Origin of the sequence: Pseudomonas gregormendelii (genome assembly GCF_017114825.1) — a bacterium.
GTDB lineage: Bacteria > Pseudomonadota > Gammaproteobacteria > Pseudomonadales > Pseudomonadaceae > Aquipseudomonas > Aquipseudomonas gregormendelii.
In genome coordinates this window covers 1-21,162 of the sequence record NZ_JADEVO010000017.1, presented here as the reverse complement: position 1 = coordinate 21,162, position 21,162 = coordinate 1, and the positions used below count along the sequence as shown (strand labels likewise).

34 protein-coding genes are annotated in these 21,162 nt (G+C 57.8%); 14 read left to right on the top strand and 20 right to left on the bottom strand.

Going from position 1 to position 21,162, the window contains the following annotated elements; genetic code table 11:
• Window position 1: 1 nt before the first annotated feature.
• The 16 genes from IMW75_RS13585 to IMW75_RS13510 all read right to left on the bottom strand — a co-directional run bounded on the left by IMW75_RS13585 (window position 2) and on the right by IMW75_RS13510 (window position 10,712).
• Window positions 2-1,303: a phage portal protein gene (locus IMW75_RS13585; protein ID WP_205892905.1), complete on the bottom strand. Its 1,302-nt coding sequence runs from the start codon at window positions 1,301-1,303 to the stop codon at window positions 2-4.
• Window positions 1,296-1,457: a hypothetical protein gene (locus IMW75_RS13580; protein WP_205892904.1), complete on the bottom strand. Its 162-nt coding sequence runs from the start codon at window positions 1,455-1,457 to the stop codon at window positions 1,296-1,298. Before IMW75_RS13580 ends, IMW75_RS13585 begins: the two co-directional genes overlap by 8 nt.
• Window positions 1,454-3,142, bottom strand: coding sequence for a terminase large subunit domain-containing protein (locus IMW75_RS13575; protein WP_122838261.1), 1,689 nt, complete (start codon window positions 3,140-3,142; stop codon window positions 1,454-1,456). The genes IMW75_RS13580 and IMW75_RS13575 overlap by 4 nt, the downstream gene beginning before the upstream one ends.
• The gene (locus IMW75_RS13570; RefSeq protein WP_205892903.1) at window positions 3,143-3,637 is read right to left on the bottom strand and encodes a terminase small subunit; all 495 of its coding nucleotides are present in this window, start codon (window positions 3,635-3,637) and stop codon (window positions 3,143-3,145) included.
• 156 nt (window positions 3,638-3,793) lie between these two features.
• Window positions 3,794-4,117 (bottom strand): HNH endonuclease, encoded by a 324-nt coding sequence (locus IMW75_RS13565; protein WP_205892902.1) that lies wholly within the window; start codon window positions 4,115-4,117, stop codon window positions 3,794-3,796.
• A gap of 151 nt (window positions 4,118-4,268) precedes the next feature.
• The gene (locus IMW75_RS13560) at window positions 4,269-4,679 is read right to left on the bottom strand and encodes a hypothetical protein (protein ID WP_205892901.1); all 411 of its coding nucleotides are present in this window, start codon (window positions 4,677-4,679) and stop codon (window positions 4,269-4,271) included.
• The gene (locus IMW75_RS13555) at window positions 4,676-5,002 is read right to left on the bottom strand and encodes a phage holin, lambda family (protein ID WP_205892900.1); all 327 of its coding nucleotides are present in this window, start codon (window positions 5,000-5,002) and stop codon (window positions 4,676-4,678) included. The genes IMW75_RS13560 and IMW75_RS13555 overlap by 4 nt, the downstream gene beginning before the upstream one ends.
• A 190-nt stretch (window positions 5,003-5,192) precedes the next feature.
• Window positions 5,193-5,870, bottom strand: a complete 678-nt coding sequence (locus IMW75_RS13550) for a hypothetical protein (RefSeq protein ID WP_205892899.1) — start codon at window positions 5,868-5,870, stop codon at window positions 5,193-5,195.
• A 33-nt stretch (window positions 5,871-5,903) separates the two neighbouring features.
• The gene (locus tag IMW75_RS13545; RefSeq protein WP_237142284.1) at window positions 5,904-6,218 is read right to left on the bottom strand and encodes a hypothetical protein; all 315 of its coding nucleotides are present in this window, start codon (window positions 6,216-6,218) and stop codon (window positions 5,904-5,906) included.
• A gap of 16 nt (window positions 6,219-6,234) precedes the next feature.
• Window positions 6,235-7,512 (bottom strand): tyrosine-type recombinase/integrase, encoded by a 1,278-nt coding sequence (locus IMW75_RS13540; protein ID WP_205892898.1) that lies wholly within the window; start codon window positions 7,510-7,512, stop codon window positions 6,235-6,237.
• The gene (locus tag IMW75_RS13535) at window positions 7,509-7,937 is read right to left on the bottom strand and encodes a VRR-NUC domain-containing protein (RefSeq protein ID WP_205892897.1); all 429 of its coding nucleotides are present in this window, start codon (window positions 7,935-7,937) and stop codon (window positions 7,509-7,511) included. Before IMW75_RS13535 ends, IMW75_RS13540 begins: the two co-directional genes overlap by 4 nt.
• Before the next feature lie 106 nt (window positions 7,938-8,043).
• Window positions 8,044-8,349, bottom strand: a complete 306-nt coding sequence (locus IMW75_RS13530; protein WP_205892896.1) for a nuclease domain-containing protein — start codon at window positions 8,347-8,349, stop codon at window positions 8,044-8,046.
• Window positions 8,346-8,567, bottom strand: a complete 222-nt coding sequence (locus tag IMW75_RS13525) for a DUF3310 domain-containing protein (RefSeq protein ID WP_205892895.1) — start codon at window positions 8,565-8,567, stop codon at window positions 8,346-8,348. The genes IMW75_RS13530 and IMW75_RS13525 overlap by 4 nt, the downstream gene beginning before the upstream one ends.
• The gene (locus IMW75_RS13520; protein ID WP_205892894.1) at window positions 8,564-9,259 is read right to left on the bottom strand and encodes a replication protein P; all 696 of its coding nucleotides are present in this window, start codon (window positions 9,257-9,259) and stop codon (window positions 8,564-8,566) included. The genes IMW75_RS13525 and IMW75_RS13520 overlap by 4 nt, the downstream gene beginning before the upstream one ends.
• On the bottom strand, window positions 9,256-10,035 hold the full coding sequence (locus IMW75_RS13515; RefSeq protein WP_205892956.1) for a helix-turn-helix domain-containing protein: 780 nt from the start codon (window positions 10,033-10,035) through the stop codon (window positions 9,256-9,258). Before IMW75_RS13515 ends, IMW75_RS13520 begins: the two co-directional genes overlap by 4 nt.
• 11 nt (window positions 10,036-10,046) lie before the next feature.
• Entirely contained in the window at window positions 10,047-10,712 is a 666-nt protein-coding gene (locus tag IMW75_RS13510; protein ID WP_205892955.1) for a phage antirepressor KilAC domain-containing protein, read from the bottom strand.
• A gap of 225 nt (window positions 10,713-10,937) precedes the next feature.
• Between IMW75_RS13510 and IMW75_RS13505 the strand changes: the two genes are divergently transcribed.
• Window positions 10,938-11,198, top strand: a complete 261-nt coding sequence (locus tag IMW75_RS13505) for a hypothetical protein (RefSeq protein ID WP_205892893.1) — start codon at window positions 10,938-10,940, stop codon at window positions 11,196-11,198.
• Between the two features lie 86 nt (window positions 11,199-11,284).
• Here the strand turns inward: IMW75_RS13505 and IMW75_RS13500 are convergent, their stop codons facing one another.
• The 4 genes from IMW75_RS13500 to IMW75_RS13485 all read right to left on the bottom strand — a co-directional run bounded on the left by IMW75_RS13500 (window position 11,285) and on the right by IMW75_RS13485 (window position 12,743).
• The gene (locus IMW75_RS13500; RefSeq protein ID WP_205892892.1) at window positions 11,285-11,707 is read right to left on the bottom strand and encodes a phage regulatory CII family protein; all 423 of its coding nucleotides are present in this window, start codon (window positions 11,705-11,707) and stop codon (window positions 11,285-11,287) included.
• Window positions 11,708-11,881: 174 nt separating this feature from the next.
• Window positions 11,882-12,139: a hypothetical protein gene (locus IMW75_RS13495; protein WP_205892891.1), complete on the bottom strand. Its 258-nt coding sequence runs from the start codon at window positions 12,137-12,139 to the stop codon at window positions 11,882-11,884.
• Between the two features lie 19 nt (window positions 12,140-12,158).
• Window positions 12,159-12,503, bottom strand: coding sequence for a hypothetical protein (locus IMW75_RS13490; RefSeq protein ID WP_205892890.1), 345 nt, complete (start codon window positions 12,501-12,503; stop codon window positions 12,159-12,161).
• Between the two features lie 36 nt (window positions 12,504-12,539).
• Entirely contained in the window at window positions 12,540-12,743 is a 204-nt protein-coding gene (locus tag IMW75_RS13485; protein ID WP_205892889.1) for a Cro/CI family transcriptional regulator, read from the bottom strand.
• 107 nt (window positions 12,744-12,850) lie between these two features.
• Here IMW75_RS13485 and IMW75_RS13480 point away from each other — a divergent pair, with 107 nt between their 5' ends.
• From IMW75_RS13480 to IMW75_RS13420, 13 genes are all read left to right on the top strand, one after another.
• Entirely contained in the window at window positions 12,851-13,588 is a 738-nt protein-coding gene (locus tag IMW75_RS13480) for a LexA family transcriptional regulator (protein ID WP_205892888.1), read from the top strand.
• Window positions 13,589-13,709: 121 nt separating this feature from the next.
• Window positions 13,710-14,696, top strand: coding sequence for a hypothetical protein (locus IMW75_RS13475; protein WP_205892887.1), 987 nt, complete (start codon window positions 13,710-13,712; stop codon window positions 14,694-14,696).
• 145 nt (window positions 14,697-14,841) lie between these two features.
• On the top strand, window positions 14,842-15,093 hold the full coding sequence (locus IMW75_RS13470; protein WP_205892886.1) for a DUF1654 domain-containing protein: 252 nt from the start codon (window positions 14,842-14,844) through the stop codon (window positions 15,091-15,093).
• Between the two features lie 813 nt (window positions 15,094-15,906).
• Window positions 15,907-16,341: a tellurite resistance TerB family protein gene (locus IMW75_RS13465; RefSeq protein ID WP_205892885.1), complete on the top strand. Its 435-nt coding sequence runs from the start codon at window positions 15,907-15,909 to the stop codon at window positions 16,339-16,341.
• On the top strand, window positions 16,342-16,512 hold the full coding sequence (locus IMW75_RS13460) for a DUF3927 family protein (RefSeq protein WP_205892884.1): 171 nt from the start codon (window positions 16,342-16,344) through the stop codon (window positions 16,510-16,512).
• Between the two features lie 57 nt (window positions 16,513-16,569).
• Window positions 16,570-16,866 carry a hypothetical protein gene (locus IMW75_RS13455; RefSeq protein ID WP_205892883.1) on the top strand — a complete coding sequence of 99 codons (297 nt, stop codon included), beginning with the start codon at window positions 16,570-16,572 and terminating at the stop codon, window positions 16,864-16,866.
• A 549-nt stretch (window positions 16,867-17,415) separates the two neighbouring features.
• Window positions 17,416-17,778 (top strand): hypothetical protein, encoded by a 363-nt coding sequence (locus tag IMW75_RS13450; RefSeq protein WP_205892882.1) that lies wholly within the window; start codon window positions 17,416-17,418, stop codon window positions 17,776-17,778.
• The gene (locus IMW75_RS13445; protein WP_205892881.1) at window positions 17,775-18,008 is read left to right on the top strand and encodes a hypothetical protein; all 234 of its coding nucleotides are present in this window, start codon (window positions 17,775-17,777) and stop codon (window positions 18,006-18,008) included. The genes IMW75_RS13450 and IMW75_RS13445 overlap by 4 nt, the downstream gene beginning before the upstream one ends.
• On the top strand, window positions 18,005-18,466 hold the full coding sequence (locus IMW75_RS13440; protein ID WP_205892880.1) for a hypothetical protein: 462 nt from the start codon (window positions 18,005-18,007) through the stop codon (window positions 18,464-18,466). Before IMW75_RS13445 ends, IMW75_RS13440 begins: the two co-directional genes overlap by 4 nt.
• A 91-nt stretch (window positions 18,467-18,557) precedes the next feature.
• Complete coding sequence (locus IMW75_RS13435; protein WP_205892879.1) at window positions 18,558-18,905, top strand: hypothetical protein; 348 nt, start codon at window positions 18,558-18,560, stop codon at window positions 18,903-18,905.
• Between the two features lie 27 nt (window positions 18,906-18,932).
• Window positions 18,933-19,748, top strand: coding sequence for a DUF2303 family protein (locus IMW75_RS13430; RefSeq protein ID WP_205892878.1), 816 nt, complete (start codon window positions 18,933-18,935; stop codon window positions 19,746-19,748).
• Window positions 19,749-19,778: 30 nt separating this feature from the next.
• Window positions 19,779-20,381 (top strand): Lcl C-terminal domain-containing protein, encoded by a 603-nt coding sequence (locus IMW75_RS13425; RefSeq protein ID WP_205892877.1) that lies wholly within the window; start codon window positions 19,779-19,781, stop codon window positions 20,379-20,381.
• Window positions 20,382-20,458: 77 nt separating this feature from the next.
• The gene (locus IMW75_RS13420; protein WP_205892876.1) at window positions 20,459-21,076 is read left to right on the top strand and encodes an Lcl C-terminal domain-containing protein; all 618 of its coding nucleotides are present in this window, start codon (window positions 20,459-20,461) and stop codon (window positions 21,074-21,076) included.
• The last annotated feature ends 86 nt before the right edge of the window (window positions 21,077-21,162 follow it).

The window sequence follows — 21,162 nt, the reverse complement described above, 5'->3', positions numbered from 1 at the left end:
CTTACTCCTGTTTCTGGCCGAGCCAGTTTTTCAACGCAGCCTGCGCAGCCTGCCCGTCGGTTGTTTGCCCCAATTGATCAATCGGGGTGAGATTGGTTTGTACGGTGAGCACGGCAGCGTTGCCACCCTTGCGGGGAAGGTTCTCTTTAACGCGGCAATCGTCCCGGGTATAGATACCGTTCTGCACCATGGTGCTGTACAGCGCAGCCCGGGCCGCACTGTCCGCTTTGAGAAACGCTTCCAGGGAGTACTCCGCGTAAAAAGTGCGGCGCTCAACCGCAGTCAAAAGACGCTTGTTCACACACTGCTGTATCTGATTGGTGATCGAGCTGATGCTGAAGGTGAGGAAAGCGATCATTTGCTGCTCGAGGCCCGTGCCCCAGTTGCTACCGGCATCGGTTTTGCCGACCATCCAAGGAGGAACCCCAAACCAGCGACAGACCTCCTCAATGCTGTAACCCCTGGACTCCAACAATTGAGCGTCGACCGGGTTAATCCCTATCGACTCTGGGGTAATACCCTGCTCCAGCACAGGCGAGCGCCCGGCGTTCAGCGCACCCGACACTTGCTTCACGTAGTCACGGAACTCCTCGCGCTGCTCGGGCTTGAGTACCCGGTCGACCTTGAAAGCCACCGCAGGTAGAAGACCGTTTTTGAAGGTGCCGTTAGCAGCGTCATCTGCCGACATCGCAGCGCCGAACACATCCGCACCGTAGCGGATGGCTGATAGCCCAACTCGACCATCCAGACTGAAGGCCGGGATGTGCAGCATGTTTTCGCGCTCGATTTTACGTCTGGCGCCTTTTCTCGGACGAAACCAATACTCCACACGGCCATCAGCATCAACCTCGAGGTCGACCCTTGATGGCAAGAGGAAATCCAATGCAACGATCCGCCCTCCAATACGCATGATCTCGGCGAAAGCATTGCCACGCAGCAACATGGCAGAGACCATCGCCTGCCAGAACTGAAAGGCGGTCATGTCTTCGTTGGGACTGGTGTGGATGACGTCGTAGATTGGAAAATCACGCGCATCGCTCCTGCCGCCGTCCAACTCTCGTCGGTAAACGCCAAGGGGCAATCCTGCCACCGAGGTAGAGATGATTCGCACGCAGGACCAGACCGCCGACAGTTTCATGGCGTTATCGACGTTCACCGTTTTTCCGGAACTGGACTGACCACCCAGGAACTGCCCCCAGAATCCGCCGTCGCTCAGTTTTATCGATTTTCCAAACCACTCTCCCACGGAAGCACTGGGCTTTCGGGCTGCACGGCCGATTACGGCCGATAAGGATCTATTCACCGGTCAGCCCCCTACGCACAAAGCCCGCGATGAGAAACAACGCGCCGGCGCCGGCCAGCAAAGACCAGCCAAGGCCTGCCAGAATGTAGACGGCTGCAACCGCTAGACCGAAGCCGCACAAAGCGGTCAATACGAAGACGTGTAATGGTTTCATACGATGATCGGATTCCGAATGGCAGCCATGAAGTCATCATTACCCCGGCCTTCAGGGTTAAGAGAAATCAGGGTCACTGCGTTGAATAGGGCCATCAAGGGATCGATCTTGGCCGAGCCGCTGGCTTGCTTGGTGATCAGGATGGAGTTCGCGCGCGGCTCGACTTTCGCGTTGCTGACGCACCAGGCCATCATGGGTTGTCCGCCGTGCTTCATACCGCCTTCAGCCAACTTGCGTTCGGCGGTCTTGATTGCCCCGCCCAGCTTCCAGCCTTGGCTAATGGCCACAATTTTTTCTGGTGGGATCTCGCGCTCGATCATCGCGTCGTAAATCGCGCCAATTCCGACTGGATCGACACCGACTTTGTCCAGCAAACCCGACGCTTCAACCTGCTCAACCAAGTCGGCTACCTCAAGCACGTCATCGCCAATTCGCTTCGACAAGGTCAGGTCGCCGTCTTTTTCAAAATCATGGAAGCGCGGAGCTTCTGCCTTTCTTCGCTCGAGCACGGAGGGATGTGCCCAGGCATGGGTCCACACCAACCAGTCACGGGTTCGTTTGTCGCGCCCAACGGCGGCAAAACCCAGCAAGTCGTCCAGACCACCGCCGTCGATCCCAATGTCGATAACGTCGCATCGGGTAATCAGATCATCGAGAGTGAGTTTCTTCTCTGCTGCAGCGACCCAGTAATCGGCACCGGCCCAACGATCCGAGCGCAATGCGAGTCCAATCTCGACGTTGAGATGCTTTGACATAAAGCCAAGCACCTCAGCCTCGCCCGCCTCCTCCGCTTTTTTCATTTCTCGAATCAGGAATTTCTCGCTGACTGAGTACCCCATGTTCGGGTTGGTGATGTAGAAGTTCTCTGGCTTCCGGTGATCATCGGCATTGAGGATTTTCTGGGGAAACTCGTAAATCACCGGCAGGAAATTAGGATCGATGATTGTGCCGTCACGAACGCCCCTAGCGTATTGCAGCTTTTCCCGAAACACACCCGCAGGTGGCTGGTCGGACTGCGTCGTCAGGTAGATGACGAAACCTTCGGGACGAGACGCTAGCCCGCCGGTGGCTTCGCGCAGCATGTTGGCTGCGTGCGGGTTTTTGCCGAACAGGTGCAATTCGTCGACCAGGACGACCGCCGCCTTCTTGCCACCGACTGTGTTCTGATCCGCTGCGACTACCTTCAAAGTGGCGCCGGACTCGCGATGCGTAATGGTTCGCACGTGATCCTGCACATGCAGGAGGGCCGAGAGCTCTTCGTCGTGTTTGACCATATCGCGTGCCGGCGCGTACGCGTTGTTCGCGACCTCGATCGTCGGCGCCAAGATGATGAACTCGGCTGACTGGCGCCAGTTACGTATCAGCACGGTCAGCATGATCGCCGCGGCAATGGTACTTTTTGCGTTCTTCTTACTGATGAGGAGAAAGAACTCCTGGATCAGCCGTTCTCCGGTATCGGAGTTGTAAGCGCCGAAAATCGCGCCGGCCAGATCACTGATCCATGGTGCACAGGATTCGCCAATCAGCGGGCTACCAGGTGCGTCGACAATCCGCAGGTCATTCAAGACCTGCATGCACGCAGCAGCTTCGTTCGGAAACAACGGCGGGAAGGGCACCAACGATTGCCGGTTGATGATTCGCGATTCCCAGTCTGGGCACGCAGTGTCCCAGGTGGGTTCGTTCACTTATTTCACCGATCGCAAATGTGTAGGGGGTGGAGGCGCTGCTCCAAATTTTCCTTTGCCGGCTTTCTTAGCTGCGTCTTCCTTCTCTTCCTTCTTCCCGCCCTCGCCTTTACGCGGATGAATGAACGGCATCAGCGCCTTGGCAGCATCCACCCGAAGCTTTGCGTCGGCGTCGTAGTCATTCATGGTTGCGATCAAAAATGCTTTGGGATCGGTGAATTTCATCGCTTTGGAAAAGTCGAAAGCGGATTCGTCACCAGGCTCGTCACGATCCAGAGGTGGCAAATTCGCGCTAGCACCTCGAGCCACCCCATTAACATTTTTGTTAATGGGCGAAGATGCCAACGCAGCGATGACATTCGGGTGTTTCGCCAACCTTGAACCGGCTACCGAAGCGCTGGAGGCCGCGTATCCTGCGGCGATCGCTGCATCTTTATTAGACGCACCTCCCCTCACAGCGTCGACAAAAGCACGCTGCTTGGTTGTTAACGCCATTAACAAAAAACCTGTGTGGGGGAAAAAATCTGTCCGTGCGGTCGGGGGCGGTGTCCTATGCAAAACCTTCCACGGTTTCGACCCGCCCCGGGGTACTGGCGTGCAACAGACGTCAATCAATACCGATTCGCATTTGCGCGACGGAATCGCTGAGCATCACGCCCTCCCCGCACCTTCGGCCGACTCGGCGGCAGTCTTTGTCTTGTGGCAAGGGATGCAGAGCGCCTGGAGGTTGTCTTCATCGTCTGAACCACCACGGGCACGATTGACGATGTGGTCCACCTCGAGCTGCAACGTGATGACACCGCAGGCTTTACAGGTGTACTCATCACGCACGAGGATCGCGGCACGCTTGCGACGCCAGGGTCGACCACCACGACCCGAGCCCCAACCATCCGCCACATCCGGCGCAACAGGACTGGCGAACGGCCTGCCTTCAGGCGTTTGCATACGGGCCGGAAGAGTTTTTAATCGAGACATAATCAACTCCGGTCGATGGTGGCGGCGTTACCTGCTCTGACTGCGCTTGATCTGCGCGTCCACCTGGTCGGCACACGTGTCGAGTAGATTGATGGCCTGATCTTTGAGCTGCCACACATCGCCATTGAGGCGCAGGTCATAGGCGCCTTCATCAACGCGCTCGCACGGGATCAGCTCCGGGGGCTCTACCCGTACCGCCGTTGTGGTTGTTACCAGTGGCGGCTTTCCCGCGCAGGCCGTCAGGAAGAGGCTGAGCAGCCCAATCACGAACAGCCGGACTGCTGCGCTTGAGGTCTTCAAAGTTCTTCTCCGCCTTTCTGGCTTTGGCCTGGCTGGCCTGGAGCCGCTTGGTAAGATCGCGCTGGTAGTCAGCGTTGCGCTGGACTTCCGCTCGCAACGTGGTGATCGTCGCCTGGCTCTCAGTGTTGGCCTTGATCGCGTCGTCCTTGCTCTTGGTCTCGATCTGCATCTCGCTACGCAGTGCGATAACGCGGTACTGCTGAATGCCGACGAGCAAGATGCCAACCAGAGCAATGATGAATGCTGCAGCTATCGCCTTCATGTTGTGTCCGCCTTGCGTCCGAGGAACTTGATAATCAGTTCACGAATCGCGGTCACACCGATGAATCCGATAGTGCCTCCTGCCGCAACTGACAGACTGGAGGGCCAAGCCATCCATTCGATGACGCTGCTGGCAGAAAGGCTTAATGAACCGCAGATCATCGCCTCAAGCATCACGCGCCACTTGTTGGCTTCTTTCCCCTCATACAGCACGCGCAACAGCGAGACGGTGAAGGCCATGATCGCGCCCTGCCAGAGCGGGGTGCTGAGGACGAGCCAGACCTGCGCCCAAAAGTCGGGATTTTTCTCAGGCATCTTGGACATCCGGCTGTCCTCCCTCGCGGGGAGCGTAATAAGTTCGGCTCCAACAGCACTCCCAGCTCGGAGCAATGGGTGTGGTGGAGCCGAAAACGAAAAAACCCGGCTGAATGGCCGGGTTCTGAAGAAGGTGTGCGTTGGAGGTAAGTTGCGCACTATGAGAAAATTAACTGTTATTCCCCACCATGTCAACAGATTACGCTGCTGATTCTTCTTTTTCCGAGTGTATTACCTGCCATACAGGCGACTGCGCCTCTAAATCTACTGCTTTGATCACGTCCTTCAGGGCCTCCCACAGGCCCAACCAGTCGCGATTCCAGTGTTTTGGTTCAATCGTCACACCGAAAAACACCTGCATTTCAGCAGCTATCCGGGCCGGCCCCCACTCCGGCGCACCTGTAACCTCCGCTTTGTACGACTGCAATGCGATCGTCACCAGGTACTGCGCCTTCACACGTTTAGCCGAAGACAGATCCGCCAACTGCGTCTTGGCCGTAATCAGCAGCACAGCATTCATTACATGCTGCATGGTCAAGCATGGGTGATATAGGAAGTGGCCGAACTGCTGCACCTGGAACGGTAAAGTGCCGATGGCGCGCTGGATTTTTCCCATCATTGCAAGGTGCGCAGCGCGGGCCGTTGACCGACCAATCGGTGTCCGGCGGGTTTCGCTAAAGCTGATCTTCTGGCGGGCGACCTTGATGCGAGCTTCTTTATCCTCACCCATAGCAGCGAACACCACCTCATGCTGGCGAGCCCTGGCTTTCCTGGCGATCGTGGCGGACTTGGCTGAGTCGATGGCCACTGCAGATATTGAGGCATTGGACTCATGCTGCGAGTCGGTCCAGGCTTGGCGTGCTCCGATCAGTTTCATAGTGACTCTCCCCCAACAAATAAAGAACGGCGATCAGTCGCCGGTAAAATTCGATCCGCCGGCACCGCGGCGATTGTTCTGTTCGTACTGGACTTGGGCTCCACCTTCGTTGCGCGAGCTGCTCAGCTGTTTAGTTGCGCGGCGCATCCCCAACCCAAGCTGAATCACCAAGTCTTCGATGAGCAGCGGCTCCAGCGTCTCGGCATGGACGAACCCGGACGAGTGACAGCCGATGCATTCGAGTTGATGGAAGACGCCTTGGATCAAGCCGGCGCCATGGCATGACGGGCACTCGGTCATCGGGATCAAACAACGCACAAAGGCAGGCCCATGGTGCTTTTTCATCATTTTTAAACCTCGCCTTTTACGGATTCTTGATGGGGCTGGAGGCCGCGCCACTCAAGGCCTCAGCGGCATTGTGCGAATTTCCATTTCTTCCACCCATCCACCCATGGATAAAGAAGAAGCCCTTACCATCTAACCAGTCGTGCCACTTCTCCAGCGCCACACGCTTGAGCACTGCGGCCGACGTATGGATGTAGGTCTGCACGTTCCGACTCAGCGTGTGGTTCACCAGCATCTCGCCGATGAGGAAATCCACGCCAAGGTCTGTCCAAGCTGTACGGGCAACTTTGCGAAGGTCGTGGCTGGTCCACTCGCCCTGACCCAGGGCGGCAAACACGGCGCACGCCTGCCCTTCTGTCATGCAGCGGCCATTCTTCGACGGGAAGAGGTATGCACCGGTGTAGCCACGGCTGGACTGCCACTCCCGGTAACGCTTCAGTAGCGCCCCGACCTGCGCCGTCACCGGCAACGTGTGTTCGCAGCGGGTCTTGGTGTTCTCGGCCGGAATGAACCACTCGCCCATTTCACCAAGGGTGAGATGGGCCCAGCGGGCCTGTCGAGTTTCACCAACCCGAGTGCCATGGCAAAGCATCATCAGGGCCAGCATGCAGTCGGCCGGGGCTTCGTCGAAGCCGGTGTCCAGCTGCTGAAGGATTGCCTCGATCTGGACGGCGCGCAGCCGGGATGTTTTGGGCTGGATCTTCGCCTTGGTGAAGTCCGTGAACTTGAACCCTGCAATCGGGTTGGTCGCGATCATCTTCAGCTTGAACGCCTGCAGGAAGGCCACGACCAGCACGCCCCACATCAGGCGAACGTAGGACAGGCTCAGTATCTCCTGCAACGGCCACATGACGGCCTGATCCAGGCTGGCGCGCGTCACCGAACCAACAGGCATATCCATCAGGCGAGGCAGGAGATGGCAGGCAATGGCCGACTTGGCCGTCTTCCGACGCTTCGATGACAAACTGCGGTCGCGGGATTGGCGTTCGGCAAACCACCTCAGCAACTCGCCAACCGTGTTCAGAGTGCCCTCGACGGCGGATGCGGCAGGGTCAGCGGCAATGCGCGCCCGGATCTGCGGAAGCACGCCGAGCAAAGCTTTGGCATTCAGGTCGGGATAACCAGCGATACGCTCCCACTTCTTCCGATGGACCAGATACCAAGTGCCGCGCTGGCGGTTCTGCGCGAATCGCATGTACAGACCAGGGTGTCGTGGGTCGCGCAACGTGGTCACATCCGGGTCAGCGGCGTGCTTGCGGATTTCCGGCTCTGAGATTGAAACTGCGACGGTAGTCATGCGGCCACCACTGTAGGAGCGAGCCGAAGGTAGGCGCGGATCTGCTCCATCGCGTCGAAGTGCCCACGGCAGACCACAGCGAGATAGCCCTGGTCGTTCAGGCGTCGGATGCAGCCGGCTTGGCTCGGCGATACCGCTGCTGGATCAACAGTGGCTTTGAATTCGATGTAGAGACCGAAGAACCCGCCGCGGGCCATCGGCAGCACCAGGTCAGGAATACCGGCCTTTACCCCCTGCTGTTTCAACTTCATCGCCACCAGCTTGTGCCGGTGACCACCGTTCGGGACGTGGTAGATCAGCTCAAACACCTGCGGATAGCGCAGTTCGATCTCGGACAGCAGCGCGGCCTGCTCCTGGCCCTCGCGGTCGATTGACTTCGCGCGAGGCGCCGTTTGCTTGAACAGCTTTGGGGTGAAGGCTTTCATCGGCGGTCACCCCGCGCCCGGCGCTGCCGGCGATCAATCAAACCGCACAGCTCACGGAGCACCCAGCAGGCAAGGACCAGCAGTAGTAGAAAAGACATTGGGTGAATCATGCTGCAGCTCCTTTCACTGTGAGTATTCCGGCCCGGATCAAGGCCTCGTGTGTTTCGGCGATCGCGCGGGGCATGTCCTGCCAATCCACATCGCCAGTGCCACGGCCGTCAATGACGTCATGGCAGGCGCTGCATGCGTACACGGCGACAGTGTCGAAGCCCTTCATGCCCATGCCCTTCTGCCCGCACGGCAAGTGCGCGAGCACGGTGGTGGCCGGGTTGAAGTTGCAGGTGCCCGGCAGGCGAACGGTGCATTCCTGGCCGTTGGCCGAAGCGCGTAGTTTCTTAGAGGTCACCTTCATTCCAGACCCTTCGCCTTTTGCTCGAGCTCGATGAGCAGCTCAAGGAAGTGCTTCGCCTTCTCCAGATCGGCTATGCCACCCTTGTCACGCCACCGCGTCACGTACTTGATAACGCTGCCTTCAGCGAATGGAATGCCGTTCGCGTGGATGTACTCAATCGGCTGAATCTTCAGCGATTTGTAATGGCCGCCAGCGACCTGGGTGTTCAATGCACTCATGCGTATGCTCCTGCGCGACGGGCGCGTAGTTCGGCCAAAGCTTTGTTACCGATATCGGGGGTTCGTTGAACTGGTGGAGGTGCCAGCTCGGCGGCCGGCACAGGGCCGATCTGCTCGCCCATCCAGACCTTGCGGACCTGCTCCAAATACCGCTTCTCGAAGCTGATCAGGCCAAGCTCGCGGCTGAGCAATGGCAGGCTGTTGAACCCGGCGGCGGCGGTTGCGTGGTAGACGGCGGGATGGAACCACTTCGCAACGCTATGCATTGCCGGGTGGCAGTTGCGCATGGCCTGCTTGTAAGCCGCCTCGACGCTCGGTAACGGTGGATTTAGCATTTCCGGAGTTGGCACGCAGCCCTGAATGAACTTCCCGACGCTCGGGATGAAGTCGGATGGCTCGGCGCGGCAGCGGATCAGGCCGATATCGATCTGCTCCTGGGTGCAAATACCATTCTCGATGAACGCCTGCAGCCAGGTCGCTTTCGATTCCTTGTAGGCCTTGGCGTCTGGCCAGGCCTGACGCCACGCCGTCCGGATCGAGCGCAGTTGGCGGAACAGTTGATTGATCACCTTGCCCGTTTCGTGGGCTTGGTCTTTCTGCGCCTGGACCAAGAGCTCGGTGTCCGACTCGATGAACTCGCCTTGGCGAACTTTGGTCATGGTCTGGGCCGCTACCGTGGAAACCGTTTTCATTTCGAAACCCCCTTCATCCATTCGGTGTTTTCGTCATCGAATTCATCCGTCTGTGCTGCGGCACCCGCATTTCTGGTCTTGTCTCGCTTTGCCCACTTGACCAGTTCGAAGCACCAGCCTGCGGCGCTCTGAACCGAAGCAGGACGGGCGACGTAGAACCCGAGGAATGTTTCCAGCAATTGCTCGGTGATGGCTTCGGCTGGCAGGCGGGCAATGGCGAGCTGATCGGACAGCGACTTAGGATTCGGCTCCCAGGCAGCGAACATGGAGAAGCGTTGGCGGTCATCCAGGGCATCGACGGCCGCCTGGTCCTGTTCAGCAATGACGTCGGCAATCGGCTGCCGCTGCTGCTGTTCGGTTCCTTGATGGTTAATTGATGTATTGGGTGCAGCCGCTGCACCCCGTTCTGTTCCAGGCTGCACCCCGTTCTGTTGTGAGTTGCACCCCGTGGCGTCATCTGCACCCCGTTTTGTACGGGGTGCAGGATTTGCACCCCGCGATAGTTGAAGGTCGTAAACGACTGGGCGGCGGTCATGACGGTCGATGTGCACGGCGGCGATAGCCTGATTGCCTTTCTGGATCAGTCCGGACTTCTCCAGGTCATCCAGCTTGTAACGGACGGTGCGCTCGGACAGGCCAGTGTCTTGAGCCAGGGTCGAAGCAGATGGAAAGGCACCAGCACCGTTCGATCCGGCGTAGTTGGCCAAGCACAGCAGCACGTGACGCGCGCTCGAGTCTTTCAGAGATTGGGTGGGCAGAGAGAGCGCCCATGACATTGCTTGGACGCTCACAACGAGGCTCCGATATTGATTTCAGCCAAATGGGCAAGACCTTTAGGCGTGACCAACGGATCGAAGGCGGCGCGTTCAACACCGGTTTGAGGATCAGCCTTGAGGGAAGTCACTTTGTGGATCAGGTAGCCGGACGTAATGCGTGGCTGGTAGGCAGTCCACCGCCCAGACCCTTGGCGGCGGAAAATCCAGCGGTGCTGTTCCAGCCAGGCGAAGAGCATCGAAGGCTTGATTTGCAGGTGCTTCGCGGCGTCGGTTATGCATATCGCCCCACCAGCTGCTGCCAACCGCTTGATAGCTGAAACTTTCGGCGCCTGAAGCTCAATCATGCCGATCAGCCGAAGGTTTTCTTCGGCCTGGTCGGCAGCAAGACGGAGAGCTTCAGGCAGGGTTGTCGGAATTATGACCGCGCCGACGTCTTGCTCGAGTTCGCGCCAGCGGCGGACCACTGCCATCCGAAGCCGTGCGTTGTATCCGGTCAGCAGGCAATCGGTGTGCTCACGGTCAAGCAAATACTCGGTCTGCTCGCGATTCATGCTGTCCAAATAGATGCGCCGAAAACTCGGCGCATCTTCCTGGAGGTCTGTCAGCATTTTCTCCACGTCAACTTTAACGTGCTTGTGCTGCTTGCCAGTCAGTTCGGCAATCTCGCGGGAAGACATAATGTGTCGCGACACGTTTTGCGACTGCCTTAAAAGTGTCGCGACATGGCGGGTATTGCCGGGGGTGATCTGGTTGTGCATAATCATCTCCACAAAGTTTTGCCGCTGTTGAAAAAGCCGACCTCGAACGTCGGTTTTTTTGTGCCTGCGATTCAGGCGTTATGGGTGTCCGGCGCATCCGTGGTAGCTTTTTGCTTCCACACGAAAAGGCCTCGGAGGCCGGACATGACTGATGTAACCGACAAAATCATTGCCAAGCTCAATGAACAGAAGGGCGAGATCATTGCTACCCAAGCGTTACTGTTGGGGATGCTCAGGTCGCTGCCAGCAGAAGTACGCACGGACGCTATCCGGGAGTTCGACGTTGAGATCGCTACGGCAAGATCGACGCTGTCGTATCTGCCTGTTCCTGATGAAGTCATTAATGGCCTCGAGAATTACGTGAAGGCCCTGAATCACATTCGGGTATCACCGAACCAAGATTGAGCATTGCGACGTAGAACGCCTTGCGGCTCTTCTCATCGGAACGAAGTAGTTCTTTTTTTCGGGAGGTGCCGCTTTTGCTTTTCATATCAGGCCGCCTTCAGCGATTCGCGCAGGATCTGCAGCGCGTCAATCGCTTCAAGAATTGCTTTCTCGCCCTGGGCTTTTTCGTGCTGGCTGATGTGGTTGTCCGCAGTAGCGTCGAAAATCAGTCGGCCTACGTCGCCGCACTCGGCGGTCAAGTGGCACAGCGCGGTCATGAGCGGTTTTGCAGCCGGACGCTCTCGCGGCAGAAGGTCGAAACCGAATTGGTTAGCGAGCGCGGTCAACGGTCGGATGTCACCGGTATGCAGCAGTAGTCCGAACAAGTGTTCAATGGTGAGATGGTGATCACCATTTTCATGGTTAGCACGCTGCAGCAGACTGCCGTGTGTAAGCGACATCTTTGGCCCAAGTGACTTGGGATGGTTTTCCAGCACCACGTCGTGGCACGCCCTCAAAAAATCTTCCATCCGAAAAACCTCGTCGCTTTTTCCGTGGTGGCGTTATGCCAACAAGGCGATCATTCGTTCATCAACTGATCACGGATGAACCTATGACCCTTTCTTCTCTGTGGCACCGAATTAGGTGCCAGCCCCGCCTGTTTCAATCTCTGCTGTCGCGGCACCTAATTAGGGGCCGGACAATCACCTGGCCGGGAAAATCGAAACCACGTTTTCCGCCTGCGCCCCCTGGGCGCATTGCGCGGCGAGACGGCTTCGCAAAATGGCGTTATCTGCTGCAAGGCGTGCAGCGCTGCGACGCTCAACCCCGACCACGCGATCTGCCATCTGAAGAATCCGGTCAGCAAGCTGATCCATGCCAATCCCGACTTCGCCAGCCCACTGCTCAAGCTGGTCTTTCTCGTCCTGCGTGTACTGCCCTACTTCCGGTTTTGCAGGCATTGCTCCCTCCATGGCCTAGTCAGGCGCTGAGTTGCTTGTCGTTGACCTGGGTAATGGCGTCCTGCTCTCGTCTTGCTTGCAGGGCTGCACGGATAAGGTCGTGCGCGAGTACAGCGGGTTGAACCTTCAGTTCGAGAGCCAGTTCGGCGAGTGCCGGAAAGCCGTCCAGCTCGTTGTCGTCGATCAGTGGGAAGTAGCCGTAATCCTCTTTGAACCGCAGAGCCGCCAAAGTGAGGTCGCGAACCAAGGCGCCCGGCTGAATCTCACGCGACAGCGCTTCCGCCTTAAGATCGGCGTAGGCGTCGTCATTCAGGCGCGACTTCAGTTGGTGGGTGTTGCGATGCGTCTTGTTGTCGTAGGCCATTGGTTCACTTCCGGGGGGCGGTGTGATGGGGCTGGGTTAGGCGGATTTCTTAAATTGGGCCTGGCTGGGGAAGGGGCGAACCTCCTCCGCAACGACGGAGCCGTCAGCGGTCTCAGTGACATAAATGTCACGGCCTACGCGCAGCGCTTTGTTCAAGGCGCCCTGGGTGAGGCCGAGCATCTCTGCCGCCTTCGTCTGGCCTCGCTCTCTCGCGAACTCTTTGATGTGGACTCTGCTCATGGCTCTTCTCCATGGTTGCTCATAGACAGAATATTACCTTTGGCATTTGCGATATGCAATGCCATTGGCATTTGTTTGAATATTACCGATGGGAATAAGATCGCGGCATGAGCAAGAAGCCCCTACCGCAAGACAAAAAAGACGAATGCCTTCGATTGAAGGCGATCTTTAACTCAAAGAAATCCGAACTCGGATTGACTCAGGAAAAGCTGGCTCACGCGCTAGAAATGAACCAGAGCTCCGTCAGTCACTACCTCAATGGTGTAAATCCATTGAATGCGTCTGTGGCCGCCTCTTTTGCAAAAATCCTTCAGGTTGACGTCTCTGAGTTCAGCGAGCGCTTGGCTGAGGAAATGGAAAAAATTGCTCAGGCTGTAGAGCGAGAGCCTCGCGAGTTCAGCTCGCCAAGCGAAAAGGATTACGCGTTGATTCCCCAGTTCAGAGCCAGGGGCGCCTGCGGAGACGGCTATCTAAATGAACACGTCCAGCTGACCGAAGGCCTGGTGTTCAAGCGGGATTGGTTGAAGCGCATGAATGCAAAGCCAGAGAACCTGTACGTCATGTATGCGGATGGCGACAGCATGGAGCCCTACATTTTCGAGGGTGACGTGGTGCTGTTCGACACATCGAAGACCGAGCCCAGAGATAAGCAGGTGTATGTCATTCGGCGCCCAGACGGCGGAAACAGCATCAAGCGATTGATCCAGCAGCTTTCCGGGGCCTGGGTTATTAGGAGTGACAGCTCAGATAAGGCCGCAAATCCGGACGAACTGGCGTCTGAGGACTCGATTCATGGCATGCCGATTATTGGTCGCGTGATTTGGCGAGGTGGCGGTGTAGGCTGATGGCCCGTCACGCCGCCCTCCCGCAGGACATCCCCATGCCCCTCACCAAACCCAGCCAAGAGTTGCGCCGCGACCTGAAAGCTGGCTGCAGCTTTTAACAACCGAGCACGGAATGCATTCAATGAGTGATGTTGTTGTCGTTGATGGACCTGAATCCTTCCTGGCGGCTTTGGATCGCATGGATCTTCTCGGCGATTCCTTTCCAGTTTTCAGTGGCTGGCCTAAATTCAATGTAAAGGTCGAAGGCGACCGCTACAAGGGCACGCTGACACCCAAGCTAATGGCGGGGCTCATTGAATTTCAGGACCAACTGCTGCGCACGTACGCCGAGATTCGCTATGGTTCTTCATCTATTGGTAAGCTGAGCGCTGCCGATAAGGCAGATCTTGAGATAGTCTTAGCGATCACGAAGGGAAGCACCAATGGGCAAGGTCCGCTTGATGAAGTCCTTAACAAAATCATTTCGGCGCTGCCCATGAACAAGATGAGCGGAGGCAACGTCACAGCCCTGCTAATCATTGCTGTGTTGTGCTTGGCGGGCTACATGGTCTTTTCTGGCTGGAACCAGTCAGACTTGGAGAAAGCTAAAATTTCCAGCGTGGAGCGACAGTCGACCACGCAGGCAATGCTCCTCAGTAAGCTGGCTGACGCGCTTGCCTCTAAGAATCTGCCGCCCGAGGCCGTCGCTATCAAGGATAGAGCGGCCGAAGGATACAGGGCCATCGTAGCTGGAGCTCCGGACGCCACATCGATGGATATCCAGGGCGAGCATTTCAACGCCGATGAGCTAGAAAAGATAAGGACGCAGGAGCCCCAGCCGAAGAGCCGCCAGGAGCGCAGGGAAGACGTTTACATCGACATGGTGAAGCGTCACCCGGACTATCTGTCTTTGACCCTAAGGTTGCCAGGGTCCGATTACACTTTCCCAGGTCGAGTTGACTTGTCTAAATTTGATCAGGAAAAGGTCAATCAATTATTTGACTCGCTTCGCGATTCTAGCCCTATTCGTCTCTTCCACTATTCGTCCGAACAAAAGAACCGAATCCGGAGAACCGATGTGATTGCCGTTGACGACATCACAGTCAGCCAAGCCAAATCCGCGCCGTAGCTGCTTGACGCTATGGAGAACAGCCCGCCACTGAGCGGGCTTTTTTACGCCTGCGCCCCACAGGAGTACAAATGTGCCCTATACAGTATTGCCATTTATTCACACCTAAAATACTGTATGGATAAACAGCATAGGAGTAACACCCATGGCAAAAGCCAAGCCCCAGGAAAAGCCAGCACCCTCCTCTTACGATCTTCTCGCCATGCGGATTCAGCGGACTATCAATGCAACCACCGCTCAAACCGCCAAGCGCACCGTCATCTATAAAGCCTCAGACGAGCTGGCCGAGGATTGGGATCAACTCCTGATGGATATCGACGAGGCGGAAAACGTGACCCTGGCTCATCGGGACGATGGTGGTGTTCTGGTGTCGTGGATTGTGCCGAAGGAAGACTGATCGCTGCGAATGAATGAAGCCCGCCGATTGAGCGGGCTTTTTTACGCCCGCACAAAATAACATTGCCATTGGCATTGACTGTAAATAATGCCATTGGTATTGTTCGCCCATCGCAACCGGCACCCAATCAGGGACCGGCAGCGAAGGGCCCTGAAGAGGACCGACCGCTCTTTAACAGCTCAGGATCCTCGCCATCGACTACCCCGGGTTTCATCCGGTAAGTGCGAGCAACAAATAGTCGATGCCATGCCAGCACTGGAACTGGATATCGCGGGAGAACCCGCCGACTCGACGCCGAGCGAATGTCAGCTGATCAGGAACTCAGGATCGGTCACGCGAGCGGAGCCAAGAGGCGCACCAAAGTCGCTACCTACCAGATCCGAGATGAGGGTATTCACTGGCAAGGCGAGGACGGGTGACACAACGGGTGCGAACCGGATTCAGTCCGGGTGGTAATCAATGCGCACGTTCAAAAAGTAATCGCCCAGCCGGCGGTGGCGAGTAACACCGGCAGAAAGACCAGATTCAAGAATTAGCGGTCCCGATAGCCTCGGCTGGGAACGCCGGACCTCATGCACCCTGCCCCACTCAGTCGGGCACATCGCGCTGCAGCGTGCATGTTGTAACGGACCTGTGATCCGACACCTACAGATGCTGATTGAGGTGACGGGGAGGAAGCGCAACGCCCAACCAATGACGACCTACGGCCTGCAATCAGCGGCGGGCACGAGGCGCGCAGATAGAGCGGGGATCTTCCTTCTGCACCTTGGCGACAGGGTGCAGCGGGATGCAACCCAACCCAGAGGATTCACCATGTTAGGCAAATTGTTCGGCAAGAAAGCAGGCCAGGCCCGCGCCAGCGTCGCCAAGCTGGCCAACCGTGACTTGATGGAAGCGGTCGTGTACGGCGCGATCTATGTTGCTGCCGCCGATGGCGATCTGGAAGACAGCGAGTTGTCGAAGATCGAAACCATCCTCAGCAATAACCCGGCGCTCCAGGGCTTCGGCGCGGAGCTGTCCAACACCATCGACCGCGCCAAGACTGACTTCAAATCGGGTGCCCGCATCCTTCGTCAGAACGCCGAGAAAGAACTGGGCGACCTGGCGCACTCGCCATCCGAGGCACTGACGGTGCTCAACGTGATGCTGACCGTTGCCGAAGCCGACGGCGAGATCGAAGAAAGCGAGATGAAAGCCCTGGAACGCAGCGCCAAGCTGCTGGGCTTGAACCTGAAAGATCACCTGTAAATGCCGCTGTTCAAAGAGATGGTGAACAGCCTGCGGGCATTCCTCATCGTGGCCTTGCTCTTCGGCGTGGTGTTGATCGATTCGGTGTCTCGGATCATCAGCATGTGCGCCGACGGCTTTCTCGCAGTGCTGCTCCTGCTGCTGATCTGGCCACTGATCAAAAAGCCCTGACTCAACCTTCTGCCCATTCACTGAGTGGGCAGCGCAACGAGAAACGAGGACTCAGATATGTGCAGCGTAACTATGCCGCCAAACCAGCGGGAATGGATTGGTGAGGGTGAAACTTTTGGCTCCAGAAGTGACATGGCGGCCACGTTATTGGATGCCTATAAAGAGGCAATTAAAAAAGCTGAACAGTCATCACGCAGATCTCTACTTGAGCAGGCTAGATCTAATCCTGGGGCTGAAATATTCAACAAAGCGTTATGGGATGAGGCGGTTGCTCAGACTCTAGAAAGAGTTCTTTCACTGATCGTCAACGGCGATCGCTGGGAAGAACTTCACCTGCCCAACCCATGGCTTTAACACTAATTGCAGACAACGAGCGCCACGTCAGCCTGACGAAAACTGCACGAGCACCTGGTACTCCCCAGCACCAGGCCGCATCGGAGAGTGATCGAAGCGTGCCCAAGCGGGCTGCAGCGCTAGGATCGCAAAGCCCCGTAAATCTCCTGAGCCGGATCTGCCGGCCAATATAAGAAACGCGGCGGGAAACAAGCAGGAGTGGCGCCCTGGTGTTTCGATCACTCTCCGATGCGGATGATTCTGCACCGCGCAATGCGGCCCCCCGCACACAGCTACAAAGCGCTTCACGGTGAACCTTATCCAACCTAACGCTCATCGTCATTGATATTAACGCGGAGGATTGGCGGCCATGTGAACGATATCAAAGCCCTCCAGCAGGAGGCACAAGCTGTCACGTAGGGAGGTCTTCGTGAAGCCAACAAAAGCCCGGATGATCTCGGGCTTTTTTTCGCCTGCCTTTATCCGTCAGCACTCTCCCCTGCGCCCAACGGCAACCAGCAGGACGGCCGAGTGCTGACGAATAACCGCAACCCACCATAAGGAATCGTCATGAACCAGACCATTCGCCAAAACCAAGCAGTCCTGCAGGTGTTGCGGGCTCGCGTCTCATTGTCCACCTCGGAGATGTACCAGATGATCGGTCGCGAAGAGCCAGTGCGTGCGCCACGCTTCAACGTCATCCCGCTGGGCGGCAACAAGTTCGACGTGATCGATCACGACACCGGCGTATCGAAAGGTGAGCGTGAGGGGCACGGCCTGGCCTGCGACTACGCAAAGCAACTCGAAAAGAATGCGGTTTACTTCGAAGAGATTCGGGAATCGGGTCGAGTCTTCGCTCGTACGCTTCTGCGCTGGACCATCGGCTGCGCAGTCCTTCTGGCCGTCTTCGCCTACTACGGAGCCCAGCCATGATCGGCGTTCCAATGCCCCACCCGAAAGACGCGGTCACCGCACACCTCAACCAGAAGCTTGAACAGTTCTTCGGCGCCGGCGGCAAACCCCAGGCCGAACCCAGCGTCGAAATGAAGCCGCGCCCTGGACGCTCCGACAAGATCGACCCCGACACCATCCTCAAGCGCCGCCGGCCTTCGCCTACCCAGGCAGAACGCATCGCGCTACGGCGGATCACGGAGGAGCTATGAGCAAGCGCAAGGCAAACAACGGGTTCGCCCGGGCCGAACGAAGCTGCCGGTCATTGCTTCGGACCAATCATGTCGCGGTCGTCAACATCGACCCAAGTGGCGCCCAGATCATGGCGAACTGGAAGAGTTGCCGGCAGATCCGGAGCTTGGCGATTGCCAACGCCCTGTTCGACTTCTCCTACCGCTGGACGATCTACCTCAGCGCGATGTGTCGAGACGATCGCGGCGTTGAGTACGTCAAGTCGGTGGAGATATCGCCGGAGGGCATCTACAAGGTCGAGCGCCTCACGGATGCCATCGAGCATTACTACTTGGAGCTGCGAAACAGCTGCAACCAGAACCACCTGGGTGCGTCTGGATGGATCGCCGTTCCCGCAGAGGTATCGCTTGAGGAGGCGCAGGCCGCGAAGCTGTTCTATGCCGCAGGCGCCTGGCATCAGGTGAAAGTCGCTGCATGAGACGAATCAACAACCAGGTGCGCCAGCGCCTTCGTCAGTCGCAATTCCATCTTCCACCCAGCGGCCTGCAGGCCATCCCGGAGAAACAGCCATGCCTACCCCAACCGATACCGCCGAGTTCCTCGAGGAACTGAACGGCGGTGCATTCGCCAGCCAGATCGGTCACGCCCTTTCCGAAGTTGCTTCCGGGGTAGTTGACCACGGCAAGGCCGGCAAGCTGGTGATCACCCTGGACTTCAGCCAGATCGGCGAATCCAGCCAGGTGAAGATCAAGCACAAGCTCGACTACAAGGTGCCGACCAAGCGCGGCACTCGCACCGAGAACACCAGCCTGGACACGCCGATGCACGTCGGCTCCGGCGGCAGGATCACCCTGTTTCAGGAAAAGCACGATCAGCTGTTCAGTCGTGATGAAGCCCCCATCAAACCCCGCGCCTAAACCCACTCTCCCGATAGGATTTTAAGCATGTCCCTGACCAAGGAAGCTGTTCAGCTCATCACCGATACCGCCCTCCAAGCGGCAGCCAAGCCCCTTTCGACCTTCACCCCTACCGTGGTGCTGCCGGAAGGATGCCAGGTTGTCACCTTGGAGAAATGGCACGCCGGCCGCAGCCGATTCCGTGGCATCTACTCCACCCACTCGCTGGCCGACTTCAGTGCCTACGTTGCCGACCGAGCGATCGCAACCGCCAAAGGCTTCATCGAACAGGACGAAATGACTTGCACTCTGCTGTTTAACTTGGGCACCGACGTGGCGCCAGGCCACGCAGATGACCGCGCCGTGCTGAAACTGAAAGCATCAGCCGGCTACAAGGCTGCTCAAAGCATCGGCGGCAGGGCCATGACGCAGAAGGACTTGAGCGACTGGATCGAAGACTGGCACCAGTACCTGACTCCGGTGGATGACGCAGGGCAAGCGATTCCTGTCGCCAAGGCCATCGCTGCGGTGCGCACGATCACGGTTAAAGCCACCAGCGAATCCGAAACCACCGTCGGCGACACCAGCGCCAGCCGTAGCGCCATGGATCAGATCGAAGCGCGCAGCAAGGAAACACTGCCGGCCGCCTTGTTGTTCAGCACGATCCCGTTCGAAGGCCTGACCGAACAGCAGATCAATCTACGGATTTCGGTGATCACCAGCGGCGCTCAGCCAGCATTGAAGCTGCGCTGGGTCGGGGAAGAAGTTCAGCGCGAGGACATCGCGCAGGAATTCAAGACAGTGCTTCAGGAGAAAATCGGCACCAACGCATCGCTCTCCCTCGGCGCGTTCGATCCGAAGTAACCGCCCCATCCGCAACCGAAGAGGCATCACATGAAACCCGAAATGATCACCCTCAAGCACGGCGACACCACGATCAAGATGCCGACGTCTTCACTGGTAAAACTCGCGGCGGCCAGCGTGTTCGCCCAGGTGCTGCCGCCTGCTGCCAATGTTCAGCCAGTAGCGATTGGCGAGATTCCAGCACTCGGCGCTGTGTGGCCAGGCCAAGGCGGCCTCAACGGCGGGTTGGTGGCTGAGCGCGGCGATGTTCCGGCGCACTACCTGATCTTTGCCTCTGAAGATGCAGGCAGCCACGAATGGGGCCGCCGCGGCGAAACGTCAGGCGCCACCAGCAAGACCGATGGGTTGGCCAACAGCGCCATCCTGCTCGAGGAGGGCAGCCACCCTGCCGCCAAGGCTGCGAGCCAGTACACGGCCGACGACCACAACGACTTCTATCTTCCGGCCGCTGCCGAGCTGTACCAGGGCTGGCTGAACTGCCCCGAGGTGTTCGCCCAGGACTGCTACTACTGGTCGAGTTCGCAGCGCTCCGCCTACAACGCCTTCAGCGTGACCTTCGATGATGGCCATCAGGGCACCACCGGCAAGGACCACGAGCTCCGTGTCCGCCCCGTCCGCAGATTCTTTATTTAATCCTTCATTCATCCGTTCTTGATCCGGCACCGGGCGCAACAGCGCCTTTTTTGGGGCCTTCGAAAAGAGGAAAGACCATGTCCGCAGTTGAGAAAGCAGTACCCGCAGTGACCCTTCCGGAAATCGGCCAGCCGTTCGGTGGAGGGTTCTACAGCGGCATCACCCGCGACCCGGTCACCGGCAAGCGCTGCCTGAACATCACCGCCGGCGCCGCGCACGAACTGAAAGGTGCGTGGGGCGAGTACGGTGTGAAGATCGAAGGCGCTGACAGCCTCACGGATAGTCGCACCAACACCGAAGCCATGGCAGCCGCTGGCAGTGAACTGGCACAGCAGGTACTGGCTTTGAACATCGGCGGGTTCACAGACTGGGCGATCCCGGCGCGCGACGTGCAGGAGCTGCAGTATCGCCACTTCAAGCCGACCACCGAAGAGAACTGGGCGAGCAGTCGCAATGGCGACAACCCGAACAGCGAACCGGTGGGCCAGCTGTACACCGAAGAATCGCCGGAGCAGACCCCGCTGGCAGCCTTCCAAGAAGGTGGCGACGAAGCCTTCAAGGACACCTGGTACTGGTCAAGTTCGCAGCGCTCCGCCTACACCGCTTTCCACATGCACTTCGATGATGGCACTCAGTACGGCGGCGTCAAGTACGACGAGCTCCGTGTCCGCCCCGTCCGCAGATTCTTTATTTAATCCTTCATTCATCCGTTCTTGATCCGGCACCGGGCGCAACAGCGCCTTTTTTGGGGCCTTCGAAAAGAGGAAAGACCATGTCCGCA